Source organism: Aquabacterium sp. (assembly GCF_036279655.1).
Taxonomy (GTDB): domain Bacteria; phylum Pseudomonadota; class Gammaproteobacteria; order Burkholderiales; family Burkholderiaceae_C; genus Aquabacterium.
Window position 1 is genome coordinate 43,912 of sequence record NZ_DASUIT010000089.1, and the last position, 15,441, is coordinate 59,352.

Annotated in this window: 16 protein-coding genes; 12 read left to right on the plus strand and 4 right to left on the minus strand. The window is 66.4% G+C overall.

Going from position 1 to position 15,441, the window contains the following annotated elements:
* The first annotated feature begins 4 nt into the window (after positions 1 to 4).
* The 8 genes from VFW84_RS10930 to VFW84_RS10965 all read left to right on the plus strand — a co-directional run bounded on the left by VFW84_RS10930 (position 5) and on the right by VFW84_RS10965 (position 6,616).
* Positions 5 to 598 (plus strand): chalcone isomerase family protein, encoded by a 594-nt coding sequence (locus VFW84_RS10930; protein ID WP_329680483.1) that lies wholly within the window; start codon positions 5 to 7, stop codon positions 596 to 598.
* Entirely contained in the window at positions 582 to 1,874 is a 1,293-nt protein-coding gene (locus tag VFW84_RS10935; RefSeq protein WP_414638962.1) for an MFS transporter, read from the plus strand. The genes VFW84_RS10930 and VFW84_RS10935 overlap by 17 nt, the downstream gene beginning before the upstream one ends.
* Positions 1,874 to 2,443: a DUF3833 domain-containing protein gene (locus tag VFW84_RS10940; RefSeq protein ID WP_329680485.1), complete on the plus strand. Its 570-nt coding sequence runs from the start codon at positions 1,874 to 1,876 to the stop codon at positions 2,441 to 2,443. Before VFW84_RS10935 ends, VFW84_RS10940 begins: the two co-directional genes overlap by 1 nt.
* 10 nt (positions 2,444 to 2,453) lie before the next feature.
* Positions 2,454 to 3,233, plus strand: coding sequence for an SDR family NAD(P)-dependent oxidoreductase (locus VFW84_RS10945; RefSeq protein WP_329680486.1), 780 nt, complete (start codon positions 2,454 to 2,456; stop codon positions 3,231 to 3,233).
* A 952-nt stretch (positions 3,234 to 4,185) separates the two neighbouring features.
* On the plus strand, positions 4,186 to 4,464 hold the full coding sequence (locus VFW84_RS10950; RefSeq protein ID WP_329680487.1) for a BTH_I0359 family protein: 279 nt from the start codon (positions 4,186 to 4,188) through the stop codon (positions 4,462 to 4,464).
* Between the two features lie 50 nt (positions 4,465 to 4,514).
* Positions 4,515 to 5,603 (plus strand): homocysteine S-methyltransferase family protein, encoded by a 1,089-nt coding sequence (locus VFW84_RS10955; protein WP_329680488.1) that lies wholly within the window; start codon positions 4,515 to 4,517, stop codon positions 5,601 to 5,603.
* A gap of 3 nt (positions 5,604 to 5,606) precedes the next feature.
* Positions 5,607 to 6,305 (plus strand): TetR/AcrR family transcriptional regulator, encoded by a 699-nt coding sequence (locus tag VFW84_RS10960; RefSeq protein WP_329680489.1) that lies wholly within the window; start codon positions 5,607 to 5,609, stop codon positions 6,303 to 6,305.
* Positions 6,306 to 6,433: 128 nt separating this feature from the next.
* Positions 6,434 to 6,616, plus strand: a complete 183-nt coding sequence (locus VFW84_RS10965; RefSeq protein WP_329680490.1) for a hypothetical protein — start codon at positions 6,434 to 6,436, stop codon at positions 6,614 to 6,616.
* A 79-nt stretch (positions 6,617 to 6,695) separates the two neighbouring features.
* Here the strand turns inward: VFW84_RS10965 and VFW84_RS10970 are convergent, their stop codons facing one another.
* The 3 genes from VFW84_RS10970 to VFW84_RS10980 form a co-directional block, all read right to left on the minus strand.
* A complete protein-coding gene (locus tag VFW84_RS10970; RefSeq protein ID WP_329680491.1) occupies positions 6,696 to 7,535 on the minus strand; it encodes a hypothetical protein in 840 nt (279 codons plus the stop codon).
* Between the two features lie 224 nt (positions 7,536 to 7,759).
* On the minus strand, positions 7,760 to 8,203 hold the full coding sequence (ybeY, locus tag VFW84_RS10975; protein WP_329680492.1) for an rRNA maturation RNase YbeY: 444 nt from the start codon (positions 8,201 to 8,203) through the stop codon (positions 7,760 to 7,762).
* Entirely contained in the window at positions 8,200 to 9,243 is a 1,044-nt protein-coding gene (locus tag VFW84_RS10980) for a PhoH family protein (RefSeq protein WP_329680493.1), read from the minus strand. The genes ybeY and VFW84_RS10980 overlap by 4 nt, the downstream gene beginning before the upstream one ends.
* 203 nt (positions 9,244 to 9,446) lie before the next feature.
* Between VFW84_RS10980 and VFW84_RS10985 the strand changes: the two genes are divergently transcribed.
* From VFW84_RS10985 to VFW84_RS11000, 4 genes are read left to right on the plus strand one after another with little or no spacing between them, the layout of a single operon-like run.
* Positions 9,447 to 11,486 carry a sensor histidine kinase gene (locus VFW84_RS10985; RefSeq protein WP_329680494.1) on the plus strand — a complete coding sequence of 680 codons (2,040 nt, stop codon included), beginning with the start codon at positions 9,447 to 9,449 and terminating at the stop codon, positions 11,484 to 11,486.
* 32 nt (positions 11,487 to 11,518) lie between these two features.
* Complete coding sequence (locus VFW84_RS10990) at positions 11,519 to 12,193, plus strand: response regulator transcription factor (protein WP_329680495.1); 675 nt, start codon at positions 11,519 to 11,521, stop codon at positions 12,191 to 12,193.
* Positions 12,190 to 12,765, plus strand: a complete 576-nt coding sequence (gene ruvA / locus VFW84_RS10995) for a Holliday junction branch migration protein RuvA (protein ID WP_329680496.1) — start codon at positions 12,190 to 12,192, stop codon at positions 12,763 to 12,765. Before VFW84_RS10990 ends, ruvA begins: the two co-directional genes overlap by 4 nt.
* A gap of 53 nt (positions 12,766 to 12,818) precedes the next feature.
* Positions 12,819 to 13,850 (plus strand): M14 family murein peptide amidase A, encoded by a 1,032-nt coding sequence (locus VFW84_RS11000; RefSeq protein WP_329680497.1) that lies wholly within the window; start codon positions 12,819 to 12,821, stop codon positions 13,848 to 13,850.
* Positions 13,851 to 13,877: 27 nt separating this feature from the next.
* Here the strand turns inward: VFW84_RS11000 and VFW84_RS11005 are convergent.
* On the minus strand, positions 13,878 to 15,441 hold a 1,564-nt coding region (locus VFW84_RS11005; RefSeq protein WP_329680498.1), incomplete at its 5' end, for a response regulator.

The following is a 15,441-nucleotide window of genomic DNA, read 5'->3' on the forward strand; positions in this document are numbered from 1 at the left end:
GGCCATGCACGGCGTGTCGCGGCGTCAGGTGCTGATCACCGCCACGGCGCTGTCGTGCCCCGGGGTGCGCGCGCAGGGTCGGTTGGCGCCTGCGGCCCCGCCGTGGCCCCAGGAGGTCCGCCAGCTCGGGGCCGACGCGCGCCTGCAAGGCCAGATGCGGTTTCGCTACTGGGGCTTTCATGTGTACGACGCACAGTTGTGGGTGCGCCCGGGCTTCGATCCCCTGCGCCCCCTGGCACACCCCTTTGCGCTGAGCCTGGTGTATGCCCGCGAGCTGCTGGCACAGGACATCGCCGAGCGTTCGCTGGAAGAAATCGAGCGTCAGACCCGCGTCTCACCCGAGCAGGCTGAACGGTGGCGTGCCCACCTGCAGCAGGCCCTGGCCGATGTGGTGCCCGGTGACCGCCTGACGGGCATCCATCGGCCCGACGGCGCGGCCGCCTTCTTCCACAACGCCCGGCCCACGGCCGTGGTGAACGACCCGGTGTTTGCGGGCTTGTTCTTTGGCATCTGGCTGTCGCCTCAGACCTCGGCACCGGCATTGCGTCGGGCCCTGCTGCGCTTGCGGGCCGATCAGGAGCGTGACCTTGGCACCTGAGCGTGTCCCCGGCTGGCAGGATCATGCGCGCTATGGCGCCTTGGGCCTCCCGCTGGCCTTCGTGGCCCTGCCCCTGTATGTGATCCTGCCCGCGCACTATGGGCAGACCCTGGGCGTGCCCCTGGCCCTGCTGGGCGCGGTGCTGCTGGCCTCGCGCTTGCTCGATGCCCTGGTCGACCCCTGGCTGGGGCGGTGGGCCGATCGCTGGCTGGATGCACGCACCGACCATGCCCCGCATGGCGCCTGGTGGCCCCTGGCGGCGGGGGCCCTCGTGCTGGCGCTGGGCTTTGCGGCCTTGTTCTTCCCACCTGTGCAGGGCAGCACGCCCTTGTTGTGGTGGTGCGGCGTGACGGTCACCGTGACCTGCCTGGCCTTCAGTGTCTGCACCATCACCCACCAGGCCTGGGGCAGCCGCCTGGGGGGCGATGCCCAGACCCGTGCGCGCTGGGTGGCCTGGCGTGAAGGACTGGGGGTGCTGGGGGTGTTGCTCGCCAATGGCCTGGCGGCCAGCTGGGGCGTGGGCGCCCTGGTGACCAGCCTGTGCCTCACCCTGGCGCTGGCACTGTGGGCCTTGTGGCGCGCGCCTGCGCCGCCCCCACGCCTCATCCGGGCGTCCGCCCCACCGCAGCGCCCTCACTGGGCGGCCCCCTGGCGCCATGACGAGTTCCGGCGCCTGCTGCTGCTGTACCTGGTCAATGGCGTGGCGGCGGCCGTGCCTGCGACTCTGGTGCTGTTTTTCATCCGCGACGTGGTGCAGCGCGAGGACCTGGTCGGCCCGCTGCTGGCGGGCTACTTTCTGATGGCGGCACTGGGCGTGCCCCTGTGGGTGCGGCTGATCGGGCGCTGGGGGCCCTCGCGGGCCTGGGCCCTGGGCATGGGCGCGCAGGTGCTGGCCTTCAGCAGCGTGAGCTGGGTGGGCCCGGGCGATGTTGGGCTCTACACCGCCGTGTGCCTGAGCAGCGGCTTCATGCTGGGGGCGGACCTGACCGCACCCGGCACCTTGTTGACCGGGGTGATCCAGCGGGCCGGTCCGACCGGAGAGGCCAGCCTGGCGGGTGTGTTCACGGGCTGGTGGCAGTTGGCCACCAAACTCAATCTGGCCCTGGCGGCCGGCCTGGCGCTGCCCGCGCTGGGCTGGCTGGGTTACCGCCCCGGGGTGGGGGATGCTGCGTCGCAATCGGCGCTGGTGATGGTCTACGGGGTGCTGCCTTGCCTGTGCAAGGCCCTGGCTCTGTGGGCGTGGTGGCGCCTGTGGGCGCGCCGAGGACTGGAGTGATGATGAACCGCAAGTACACGCCATGGCGGGCATGGCGCCGCACCCTGCTCGCCCTCGCGGGCGCCACCCTGCTGTGGACCCTGCCCGGCTGCGCGGGCCACCCCACCGTGGCCGACTACGCCCAGGAGCAGCCCCGGCTGTCCTTGCGCGACTACTTCAACGGTCGGGTCGATGCCCATGGGGTGTTCACCGATCGCTCAGGCAAGGTCGTCAAGCGCTTCTCGGTGGTGCTGCAAGGCCGCTGGCAAGGCGATCAGGGTGTGCTCGAAGAAGACTTCCGCTACAGCGACGGCAGCACGCAGCGCCGCGTGTGGCGACTCACGGACCGGGGGGCGGGCCGCTTTGAAGGGCGCGCAGACGATGTCGTGGGCGTGGCGCAGGGTCAGGCCGCCGGCAATGTCCTGAACTGGCAGTACACCTTGTCCCTGCCGGTGGATGGCCGCCTCATCGAGGTGCAGTTCGACGACTGGATGTTCCTCATGGACGAGCGCACCCTGCTCAACAAGGCCGTGATGAGCAAGTGGGGTGTGCGCCTGGGCGAGGTCACGCTGGTCTTCACCCGACGTTGAGCACCCCACCATGCCCCTCAATCCTCGTCTCACCGACTGGCGCGCGCGCACCGTCTGGTTGCTGGGTGCCTCCAGCGGCATCGGTCGCGCGCTGGCCCATGTGCTGCATGAGGCGGGTGCCCATGTGATCGTGTCGGCGCGCAACACGGCCTCGCTGCAGGCCTTCGTGCAGGCGCACCCCGGCAGCGTGGCCTTGCCGTTGGACGTGACCGACCCCCAGGCCCTGCAGCGTGCAGCGGCGGCCGCACAGGCCGCGGCCCCCGATGGACGGGTGCACCTGACGGTCTACTGCGCGGCGCACTACCACCCCATGCGTGCCACCCAGTTCGATCTGGACGATGCCTTGCGGCATCAGCGTGTGAACGTGGAGGGCGCCTTGCGCTGGTTGGATGTGGTCCTGCCGATGCTGACGCAGCAGGGCCAGGGCCACCTTAGCCTCATTGCCAGCGTGGCGGGTTATCGGGGTCTGCCCCGTTCACTGGCCTATGGCCCCACCAAGGCCGCGCTCATCAACCTGGCCGAAGCCCTCTACCTGGACCTGGCCCCCCTGGGGCTGGGTGTGTCCGTGATCAACCCGGGTTTCGTGAAGACCGCCCTGACGGCGGGCAACGAGTTCGACATGCCGGCCCTGTTGTCGCCGGAGCAGGCCGCACGGGCCATCGTGAAGGGCTGGGCTCAAGGGCGCTTCGAGATCCACTTTCCGCGTCGTTTCACATGGTGGATGAAGATGCTGCGGCTCTTGCCCTACCGCGCCTACTTCCCGCTGGTGCAGCGTGTCACGGGGGGCTGAGGCGACCGCACAGACCCAAGGCTCATCACGCATTACCTGGTTGCACGCTTTGTCGGTGCAACGCGGGGCGCGGGCTGAGCCGACTTCCGGGCGGGCTTCAATGTGGGTGGTCCCGTCTTCGACGGGACGCCCCTCCGGTGCTCGCCATGGGCTTGTGCCGTGGAACTCGCTGCGCGGCTGACGCCGCTTCGCTCGAACAACCACGGCAAGTCAGATGACGAAGCGTGCTGCGCACGCCAAGCCCATGGCTGCGCTCCTCGGCACCCACAAGGCGCCCGCCCGAAAGCCAGCTCAGCCCTTCTTCGCCCCGCTGGTGGCATGCCGAGACCGTCACGGGTAAGGCAGGCGCGCTTTGAAAGTGGAAAGCCAGGGCAGCGTATGAATGAGCTGGGAGCGGTCAACTCAAAGGTCTGTGTGCGTTCGACCATGGTTGCGAAAGCGCAGCGACCATGGCACGTCAGAAAGTCTACGCGTGCCCCTTCACCCCGCGCCACGCGCTGCACCGCCAAAACGCACGAGCGTGGCGCATGAACAGCGGCCCCGAAATTCCGCGAGAGCAAAAAAAAGCCCCGCCGAAGCGGGGGCGCAAAGAAACTTTGCAGGGCCAACGTGGCCGGGGCTTTGCTGGGGGACCTTGTGTGCTCGTTCGGAACGTCCCCTGTTTCCGACGGCGATGTGGCTGAACCAGCGTTGTCAACCTCCGAGATGTGAATCCGTGTGACAGCACATGAACCGAACTTTACGCGGCCGCACCCACCCCTCCCATCCCCCTCAAGGGGGTGTTGGGGAACTTCTTGTTGTGCATTCCGCCACACAGATGGGTTGAGCCGACTGGCGGGCCCTCAAGTCGGGGGATGACGCGGCCGATTCACAGGTCAATGATGGCCTTGAGACAGTCGCCACTGTCCCCATCTTGGAACCACCTGAAGATCGGATCTGGAGTAATCGCCACATGCACATGCTCTACAACTCTGACAACTACGCCGTGGTTCAAATCGAGCTCGACGCGGGTCTGCCCGACCTCGCGCCCATCGATCAGGTCCTCACGCGTGGCGGTTATGAAATCGTCGACAAGTTCGCCCGCAAGGAGCTGTTCATCGAAGGCGCCTTGGCCGAGTCCTTCAAGGAAGGCGTCGAAGCCCTGATCGAGTCCAGCCCCAGCGTCGAAGAGTTCGACGCCTATCTGGAGCGCTTCGCAGGCATGGCCCTGCAGCCTGTGATCATGCACTGAAGACCGCATGTCCCAACAGGGACATGCCGGATGCTTCCTACAATGGCGGGATGAGCTCCGCACAGACACCCTCCCTGCCACCGGTCGAACGCCGCCCCTACACCCGCGCCGCCCAACTGCCCGACATCATGCGCGAGCGCATTGTCGTGCTCGATGGCGCCATGGGCACCATGATCCAGCGCTACAAGCTGGGTGAGGGCGACTACCGTGGCAGCCGCTTTGCCGAGCACCACAAGGACCTCAAGGGCAACAACGAGTTGCTGCAGCTCACCAAGCCCGAGGTGATCCGCGAGATCCACGAGCAGTACCTGGCCGCCGGTGCCGACCTCATCGAGACCAACACCTTCGGGGCCACCACCGTGGCCCAGGAGGACTACGACCTGCCAGAGCTGGCCTACGAGATGAACGTGGCCGCCGCCCGGCTGGCGCGCGAATGCTGCGACAAGTACAGCACCCCCGACAAACCTCGCTTCGTGGCCGGCGCCATCGGCCCGACCCCGCGCACGGCCAGCATCAGCCCGGACGTCAACGACCCCGGTGCGCGCAACATCGATTTCGACACCCTGCGTGCGGCCTATTACGACCAGGCCAAGGCCCTGCTCGAAGGCGGTGCCGACGTCCTCCTGGTCGAAACCATCTTTGACACGCTCAATGCCAAGGCGGCCATCTTCGCCATCGACGAGCTGTTCGAGGACACCGGCGAGCGCCTGCCCATCATCATCTCGGGTACCGTGACAGACGCGTCCGGCCGCATCCTGTCGGGCCAGACCGTGAGCGCTTTCTGGCATTCGGTGCGCCATGCCCACCCGCTGGCCATCGGCCTGAACTGTGCGCTGGGCGCCACGCTGATGCGCCCCTACATCGAGGAATTGACCAAGATCGCCGGCGACACCTTCGTGAGTTGCTACCCTAATGCCGGCTTGCCCAACCCCATGAGCGACACCGGTTTCGATGAAACGCCCGCCGTCACCGGGGCGCATGTCGAAGACTTTGCCAAGGCCGGCTTCCTCAACATCGCCGGCGGCTGCTGTGGCACCACGCCGGACCACATCGCCGAGATTGCCAAGAGGGTGAGCGCTTACAAACCTCGGTGCCTGCATGGAGGCACGCAGGGATTTTTGTCCGCACTACAGGCCTGAGTCATGACCCAAGACAGTCTTCCGGCGGTTCCAGCCGCCACGGCCCCGCGACGCTATGCCGGCGCTTCGGCCCAGGAGCGTCAGGCCCAACGCCGCGAGCGCCTGCTGGAGGCCGCCTTCGACGTCTTTGGCCGGGAAGGCTATCTGCGCGCCACCATGCGCCTCATCTGTGCCCAGGCGCGCCTGACCGAGCGTTACTTCTACGAGAGCTTCGCCACGATGGAGGAGCTCTTCGTGGCCGTGCACCGGCGGCAATCGGCTGCAGTCGGCTCGCGCATCATGGCGGCCGTGCTGCAGCAGCCCGACGACGGGGTGGCCCAGACCCGTGCGGGCCTGACGGCCTTCTTCGAGTACATCAAGGCCGATCCCCGTTGCGCGCAGATCCTGCTGACCGATGCCGTGACCACGGGCATGGCCAACCCGCAGAACCTCAACGCCAAGGTCTCCCAGTACGCCGACCTGCTCAAGGAGCGCCTGGGCCGACGCTACCCGGCCATGAAGGGCCAGCTGGAGATGGAGTACATCGTCGGGGGCTTTGCCGGCATGATCATCCAGACCGCGTCCCTGTGGGTGCAGCGGGGCTTCGACACGCCGATCGACCGGCTGGTGGACCACAACGTCTATGCCTGGATCGGGCTGCACGAGTGGTTGAGCAAGGCCAGCGCCGCAGCATCTGACAAACAGGCCGATCAGAAAGTTTGAATATTCAAACAGTCATTTCAAACGATCGTTTGAGGTTTTCACCGATGGTTTTTTGAACGCGGCTCGCTAATCTGAGCCTGTGTGACGCACACACGTTCCGATAAACCATATTGCAAGTGAGAAACAGCATGAAGACGCTCAACCGTGAAGAAATCTCCCAAGTCAGCGGCGGCGAAAGCCTGATCGACGCCATCCACCGCGCTGAGTGGAACTCCTACGGCGTGCCCCTGGTCAACGCCGCGATCTTTGCCTACAACCTGTTCGCCACCACCAAGCTGCCCTACGCTCAGAAGGTGCCTAAGCCCGCCTAAGCTGGTTCGGCAAAAAAAAGGGGGGCCGCAAGGCCCCCCAATACTTTCACCCCTAGAGATCGATCGTGCCGGGCTCCTTTCAGCCCAACATGCTGGCACGGTGGCGAGCCACGGCCTTGCCAAAACTGGAGTCTGACCAGGTGTTGGCCAGACGCGAGCGCCAGTCGCGCCCGGAGCGTGACGGCTTGAACAGCAGCTTGAAGACCTGAGGCGCGATGACCTGGAAGAAGGTCACCAGATCGGCACGGCCCACACAGGGCAACTCGGTGCCGCGCTCCCAGTCGGGATTGCGCTGTTCGAAAAATGCGATGTCGGTTTCTTCACGCTGCTCCTTGGTGATGGGCGTGACATTGTTTTTCAGGCAGTTATAACCATCGCCGAAATCCAGCACCATGGCGTCCTTGTTCAAATAACCCGGGAAGAGCTTGTCACAATAGGCCTGCACGATGTGCTTCATGTGCTCATTCTCGTGCTCGGGGTGCGGATAGTAATCAGGGAAATTACGGGTCAGCAGCAAAAAGGTTTTATAGCCCTTGGAAATGAGAAACCAGTATTGCGGCGTGAACGGATCCTTGATGGCCTCCCACAGCAGGCGCTTGACGAAGGCGGCGTTCATGGCGCGGTTGCCCCAGTACTCCTTCTCCAGGATGGTGTCGCCGCTGAAGATCCCGCGGATCTTCTTGCCGTCGACTTCCATGTGGTAGATGCCCATGGTCGAGAAGCCCACGATGGCGTTGTCGACCTTGCGGCGGATGATGAAGGCGCCGGACTTGCGGCCCAGATCCGCGACGAACTGCTCCAGCGAGGTGTTCTCGTAGTAGCGGCAGAACACCTTGAACATGTCGCGGATGTCCTGCACGGTGATGTGTTCGAGGGTCTGATACCGCGTGTAGATCTTGGCGCTCTTGAGAATGGACATCGAGGACCTCTTTGGGCTGGGCACTGAAGTGCGTTGTCGTTGGAGTCCATTGTTCCGACGACGCCCAAACCCCGGCACCGGGTCCACCCCCGCCACCCCCTGTTCATGGGGTCAGATAACCGTGCTGAAAATCACGGATATTCAAATCGATGTTCTGCGGGCCCCGATAAGGGGATATTCAAACGCTTGTTCGTCTGATATTAAAACGCCTGTTTGGACATGAATCAGGCGTAGGGATCCTCAAAACCCAGTCGGGTCAGGATCTCGCGCTCGCGCGCCTCCATGGCCTGGGCCTCGTCTTCTTCCAGGTGGTCCCAGCCCTGGGCGTGCAGGGCCCCGTGCACCAGCATGTGCGCGTAGTGGCTCTCCAGCGTCTTGCCTTGATCCAGGGCCTCCTGTTCGATGACCGGGGCGCAGATGATCAGATCGGCCATCACCACCGGCTCGTGGGCATAGTCGAAGGTCAGCACATTGGTGGCGTAGTCCTTCTGGCGGTAGTCGCGGTTCAGGGCCTGGCCCTCCTCGGCGTCCACCATGCGCACCGTCAGCTCGGCATCGCTCTCCAGGGCGGCACGCAGCCAGCGGATGACCTTGTGGCGGGGCAGGGTGTCGCGGTGGCGCTTGTCGGCAAATTGCAGGCTCAGGCTCAGGCTGAGGGTGGGCTTCATGCGTCGGGGGCGGTGGGTTCGGGGTGGTGAGAGGCGGACGAATCGGCCTGGTTCTGGGCTCGGTCATAGGCTTCGACAATGCGGGCCACCAGGGGGTGGCGCACCACGTCGGTCGACGTGAAGCGGGTGATCGCGATGCCCTTGACGTCCTTGAGGATGCGCTGGGCCTCGATCAAGCCGCTGCGCGCACCCTTGGGCAGATCGATCTGGCTCACGTCGCCCGTGACCACGGCCTTGGTGCCGAAGCCGATGCGGGTGAGGAACATCTTCATCTGCTCGGGCGTGGTGTTCTGTGCCTCGTCCAGGATGACGAAGGCGTGGTTGAGCGTGCGCCCGCGCATGAAGGCCAGCGGGGCCACCTCGATCAGACCCTTCTCGAACGCCTTGGTGACGCGGTCGAAGCCCATCAGGTCATACAGCGCGTCATACAGGGGGCGCAGATAGGGGTCGACCTTCTGGGACAGATCCCCCGGCAGGAAGCCCAGACGCTCGCCCGCCTCCACGGCCGGGCGGGTCAGGATGATGCGTTGCACCGCACTGCGCTCCAGGGCATCGACTGCACAGGCCACGGCCAGGAAGGTCTTGCCCGTGCCGGCCGGCCCGATGCCGAAACTCAGGTCGTGACCCATGATGTGCTGCAGGTAGCGCACCTGGTTGGGCGTGCGGCCCTGCAGGTCCGCGCGCCGGGTGTGCAGCACCGGCCCCTCGGTGTCGACGGGCTCCTCCGCCCGCTGGGTTGCGTCGGTGCCGGTGGGGCTGCGTCGTCCGCGTCGGCGAGCGTCCTCGCTCAAGGCCTGCGCCACCGCCAGTTGCACCGTCTCGGGGGGCAGCGGGCGGCCGGCCTGGGCGTACAGCGCTTCGAGCAGGTCGATCACCTGCTGTGCGCGTGTTTTGGGGCCATCGACACGGAACTGCTCACCCCGTCGGACCAGCACCACCTGGAAGGCGGCCTCGATGGTGCGCAGGTGCTCGTCCATGGGGCCACACAGGTGGGCCAGTCGCTGGTTGTCCGGCGGAGAAAAGGTGTGGCGCAAGGGCATCGGATCGGGCAGATGGGGGGCAAATCGAAGAAGATGGTCCCTAAATTGTCGCCTGTCATGGCCTTTCATGGGAGCACCATCCCTCAGAATGCCCTGATCCTTCAGTGTCGACAAGGGAAGCAGTCTCGAACATGGCTCAGCAGTGGTGGCAGCGGTGGTGGTCTCGAACGAGTGCGGGGTGGATGCCGACCACGGCCGCAGGCATGCCTGATGAACAGGTGGCCTCCTCGTCGCGCCTGCTGGCTCTGGGCACCTTGCTGCTGGGGCTCTTGCTGGCCTGGGTGGTGGGCTGGGGCGTGGTGGTGCTCAACCGCTCTGCGGGGCACCTGGATGACCCCGCCGATCCGGCCGCCGGTGCGGTGCCTGCCAGCGTCGCCCTGCGGGGCGCCTGGGTGGCCACGGGCGAGGGCACCGTCTTTCCCTCCGGCCAGCCGGCCGAGCTGGTGGCCCTGCCCGACGAGTGGTCGCGTTCGCGCCCCGGTTACCAGGGCAGCGTCTGGTACCGCTTCCATTTTGAAACCCCCACGCAGGCCAGCAGCGAGAACCTGCTGGCGGCCTACATCGACCGGGCCTGCTCGCGTGTCGAGGTGCGCCTCAACGGGCAACTGCTGTACCGGGCCGGCCGCGTGAGCGAGCCGGTCTCCCGTCAGTGCTATCAGTCCCATGCCGTGCCCCTGCCGCAGTTCCTGCTGCGCTCGGGGGACAACCAGCTTGATGTCAAGGTCACTGGCCATCCGCTGGAACAGGTGTCGGCGCGTCAGCGTGCCGGTGGCCTGGGGGCGGTGCGCATCGGTTCCTGGACCGAACTGCGGGCGCGCCAGGACGAACAGATCTTCTGGTCGGTCACGGTGTCGCAGATCATCGGCGGCATCCTGACGGTGCTGGGCATCTTTGCCCTGGGCATGGCCTGGGTGCGTCGCTTGGGTTACCTGGTGTACTTCGGCCTGCTGACCCTGACCTGGGCGGTGCTCACCGGGCGCCTGTGGCTCAGTGGCCTGCCGCTGTCCAACCTGGCTGTCGAGATCTCGCTGGCCAGCCTGTTTGCGCCCATGACCCTGTTTGGCGTGAAGTTCCTGCTGGGCTATGCCGGGCACGGTCTGCACAGCCCGGGTGAGCCGCGTGGGGTGCGCATCGTCCAGCGCGTGCTGGTCGCGCAGGTGCTGCTGGCGCCGCTGAGCCTCGTGCTGGGCTCGTCCCATCTCTTCCTGCTCTCGCGGATCTGGTACGTGGTGTTTGCGCTGGAGGTGGTGGCCGCCATCGTCTACTTCCTGTGGCATGCAGGCCGGGCGCGGCGCGCCGAGTTCTGGCTCATGAGCGGCACCCTGGGCGTGGTGGCGGCGCTGGTGGGCATCGAGTTGTTCTTCCAGCATGGTCTGGTGCAGGTCTGGGGCTGGAACGTCACCCACTTCGTCATGCCCATTCTGTTTGCGGCCGTGTCCTTCCGCCTGATCCAGGTTTATGCCCGAGCCCTGCAGACGGCCGAGGGCGCGCGTGCCCAACTGGAGCGGCGTGTGCAGGAGATCAGTGGCGAGATCGAGCGCAACTTCACGCAGATCGCCGAGTTGCGTGTCGAGCAGATCGCTGAAAAGGAGCGCAAGCGCATCGCCGCCGACCTGCACGATGACCTGGGCGCCAAGCTGCTGACCATCGTGCACACCAGCGACAACGACCGCATCTCCACCCTGGCGCGCGAGGCGCTTGAAGAGATGCGCCTGTCGGTGCGCGGCCTGACCGGGCGGCCCATGCGCCTGCCCGACGCCCTGGCCGACTGGCGTGCCGAGGTCGTCATGCGCCTGGGTCAGGCCGGCATCGAGGTCGAGTGGCGTCACCCTGATGACGTCATGGACGAACCCCTGTCGGCGCGCACCTATGTGCAGACCACGCGCATCATCCGCGAAGCCGTCAGCAACATCATCAAGCACAGCCAGGCCTCGCATGTGGTCATCACGACCGAGGTGGGCGCGCATGACTTCCAGATCGCCGTGCAGGACAACGGCAAGGGCATCCCGCTGGAGCTCGATGGCCGCCTGGACCGTGGTCACGGCATGGCCAGCATGAAGCACCGCGCCAAGCAGCTCAACGGGCAGTGCCTGGTCGAATCGGGGCCCGGATTTGGCACCGTGATCCGCATGACCCTGCCGCTGGAGATCGATTCCGTCGCATCGGCGCTAACACACGGCGCATCGGGCGCGCCAAGCGGTGTCGGCACTGTTAGCATTCCCAAACATCCCCGCGCAGATTGATGCTGCGCTCATTTGATGAAGAGGCCCTGGCCATGAAGCACATTCTCCTGCTCGAAGACCTGCCCGAGATCCGCGCCTGGCTCAAGACCCTGGCGCTGCAGGTCTTCCCCGGTGCGCAGATCAGCGAAAGCGCCCGTGTCCACGATGCCCTGCAACTGGTCAACGCCCAGCGCTTTGACGTGGCCATGCTGGACCTGGGTCTGCCCGATGGTTCGGGGGTCGAGGTCGTTCAGGCCCTGCGCGACAAGCAGCCCGATGTGCAGTCGGTGGTGGTCACCATCCATGACGACGACGAGCACCTGTTCCCCGCCCTGCAGGCGGGTGCCTTCGGTTACCTGCTCAAGGAGCAGTCGCGCGAACAACTGGCCGAGCAACTGCAGCGCATCGCTCAGGGCGAGCCGCCGCTGTCGCCCTCCATCGCCCGCCGCGTGATCCAGTACTTCACCGCCCAGGCGCGCATGGCGCCCCAGCAGCCCACCGGCAACGAGGCCGATTCGGTGACGCCGCATGTGCAGCTGACCGACCGTGAAAACGAGGTGCTGTTGCGCGTGGCCAAGGGCTTCACCCTGCCCGAGATCGGCCAGCAGCTCAATCTGTCGCGCCACACCATTGCCGACTACGTCAAGCAGATCTACCGCAAGCTCAATGTGTCCTCGCGTGCCGAGGCCGCCCTGGAAGCGCAACGCCTGGGTCTGTTCCGCCGATGATCTCCCGTTTGAGCGGGGTGCTGGCCGACAAGGCCCCGCCCTCGGTGCTGATCGATGTCGGTGGTGTGGGCTATGAGGTGCAGGTGCCCATGAGCACCTTCTACAACCTGCCCGAGCTGGGTGCCAAGGTCACGCTGCTGACCCAGTTCATCGTTCGCGAGGACGCGCAACTGCTCTATGGCTTCCTGACGGCCGCCGAGCGCGAGTCCTTCCGTGAGCTGATCAAGATCAGCGGCGTGGGCCCGCGCATCGCGCTGGCCGTGCTCTCGGGCCTGAGCTCGACCGAGCTGGCCCAGGCCGTGGCGGGGCAGGATGTCTCCCGCCTGACCAAGGTGCCGGGCATCGGCAAGAAAACGGCCGAGCGCCTCTTGCTGGAGCTCAAGGGCAAGGTGGCCCCCGCCCTGGCCGCGCCGGGGCTGGCGGTGGTCGGTGATGTGCCCTCCGACATCCTGCAGGCCCTGATCGCCCTGGGCTACTCCGACAAGGAGGCCCAGGCCGCGCTCAAGCAGTTGCCTGCCGACATCGGCGTCAGCGAGGGCATCAAACAGGCTCTGCGTGCCTTGTCACGATGAAATTCACCCCTGCGGTTCTGCAAGCGCCCCGGTTCAGGGCATGATGTGAGGCTATGCGTTTCAAGCGTCTCTTGATGGCGGCCCGCTGGGTGGCCGCCCTGATACCGGCCGCCGTGGCCTGGACGTCCTCCGTGGCGGCGGTCCAGGGGGCTGTTCACGTGCCTCCCGCACCCGCCCCCAAGGTGGCGCCGGTTGTGAAACCTGCCGCGCCCAAGCCGGCGGTGACGGCTCCGGTCGCGTCGCCCAGTCGCCTCAGCACCAAGCCCGAGATCATGGCGTCGCCGGCCCCGGTCACCCCGCCCGTGCGGCCCGCTCAACTGGCGTCGATCAGTTCGGTACAGGCCTTCTGTGACCAGGCGGTCAAACGCATGCCCAACGTCACCATGTCGATGTGCGCGCGGGCCCAGTTGAGCAGCAATGGCGGTCGATCGGTCTGGGGGCGCCCCTTCTACCAGCGTGATGTGGTCTCGCCCAACCCCACCCTCAAGGTGCTGGTCATCGGGGGCATCCACGGTGATGAGCTGTCCTCCAGCGCGCTGGTGCTGCACTGGATCCAGCAGGCCATGCAGACGCCTTCCAATGTGCACTGGCGTTTCGTGCCCCTGATCAATCCCGATGGCCTGTTGCTGGATTCGCCCACGCGCACCAATGCCCGCGGTGTGGACCTCAACCGCAACTTCCCCACCCCCAACTGGGACAAGGAAGCCGCCTATTACTGGCGTGACCGCACCAAGAACGACCCCCGTCGCTACCCGGGGATCAAGCCGCTGTCCGAGCCCGAGAGCCGCTGGATCCACGACGAGATGGAGCGCTGGAAGCCCAATCTCATTGTGTCGGTGCATGCCCCGTATGGGGTGCTGGATTTCGACGGCCCGGCCGTGGCCCCCCAGCGCCTGGGGCGCCTGTACCTGGACCAGGTCGGCATCTTCCCGGGCAGCCTGGGCAACTTCGGTGGCGTGCACAAGCGCGTGCCGGTGGTGACCATCGAGCTGCCCAGTGCCATCCGCACCCCCCAGGAGCCAGAGATCCGCCAGATGTGGCTGGACCTGCTGCGCTGGATGGGCGAGCGGCTGGGCGCGGGCTGATCTCGCCCGCCCCAGGTTTGCGCTGGCTCAGCGCGGGGCCGGCGAGGCCTTGAGCCCGGACAGGATGGTCAGCAGGCGCTGCAACTGGATGGGCTTGACCAGGTAGTGGTTGAAGCCTGCCTGCAGCGCCCGGGCGATGTGGTCCGGCAGGGCATCGGCACTCAGGGCGATCAGCGGCATGCGGCGCGTGGGGTGGTGCGAGCGCAAGGCCTTGCACAGATCCAGCCCACTGCCGTCGGGCAGATTGATGTCCACCAGGGCCACATCGGGCAATTCACCCTGGATGGCCGCCAGCCCATGCGAGGCCGTGGCAAAGGACGACAACTGCACCTGCGGGTAGGCCGCGAACAGCGCTTCCACGAGGCTGCGGTTGAGGGCGTTGTCCTCGACATGGATGATGCGCAGCGGCGGCAGCTCAATGCCCATGGCCGGCGCGTGGGCGGGCTCGGGCTGGCTGTGTGCGGGGTGGGGGTCGGCCAGCGGCAGGTTCAGCGTGAACAGGCAGCCCTTGCCCAGCGCGCTGCTCACGGACAGAGTGCCTTCCATCAGCTCGGCCAGGCGTTGTGCGATCGCCATGCCCATGCCCTGGTCGCCATCGTCAGCCAGCAGGGCGCTCGGGCCCGAGCCCGCAAAGGGCTGGAACAGGCGGGCACTGTCGCCGCCATGCAGCCCATCCCCCGGGTGGCTGACCTCGATCAGGGCCCGGCCAGCATCGCCGACGCGGCGGCATGCCACCCAGACGGTGCCGTCTTGCGGGCAGTGGCTGATGGCAAAGCGCAGCAACTGGCTCAGGATCTCGCGCACATGGATGGGGTCGGCCCAGGCCACGGGGGATTCGCCTTCGATGACCAGGGTGACCCGACGCTCGCGGGCGGCGGCCTCCAGGGCATGGCAGGCATCCTTGCACAAGGGCGGCAGGCTCAGACGCTGCGCATGCACGGGCAGCACGCGGTCTTCGGCGTGGGCCAGTGTCACGGCTTTGTCCAACAGTTGCAGCAGCTGCTGGGCCGCCTGCTGGATGTTGCCGATCTGGCGGTGGGCATCACCACTCGTGGCCAGGTCCATGTCCAGCAACTGGGCAAAGCCCGCGATGGTGTTGAGCGGGCCGCGCATGCCGTGGCTGAGCTGCCCCAGGAAGGTGGTGCGGCGGGCCAGGGCCACCTCGGCCTCCAGGCGCCGTTGATGCTCCTGCTGGGCACTGCGCTGGGCGCGCAGGTCGGTCAGGATCTCGATGTAGCGGTCGATCTTGCCATCGGGCCCGGGCAGGGGTTGAACGGTGCGCTCCACCCAGAAGGCTTCACCGTCCTTGTGGTGCTGGCACATGGGCACGCGCTCGACGCCTTCACCCTGAGAGATCAACTGATTGATGCGGGTGACGGCGTCGGCGTCGGTCTGGGGGCCGCTGAGCAGCTCTTCGACCTGGCGGCCATAGGCATCCTGCAAGGCGTAACCCGTCAACTGAGTGAAGGCCGGGTTGGCCCAGCGGATGCAACGTTGCTCGTCGCAGACCAGCACCGCATCGGTGATGCGGTCGGCCATGAGCGCGAGCTCCTGGTTGGTGGCCTGCCCCCGTGCGGGGCGGGCGGACGGC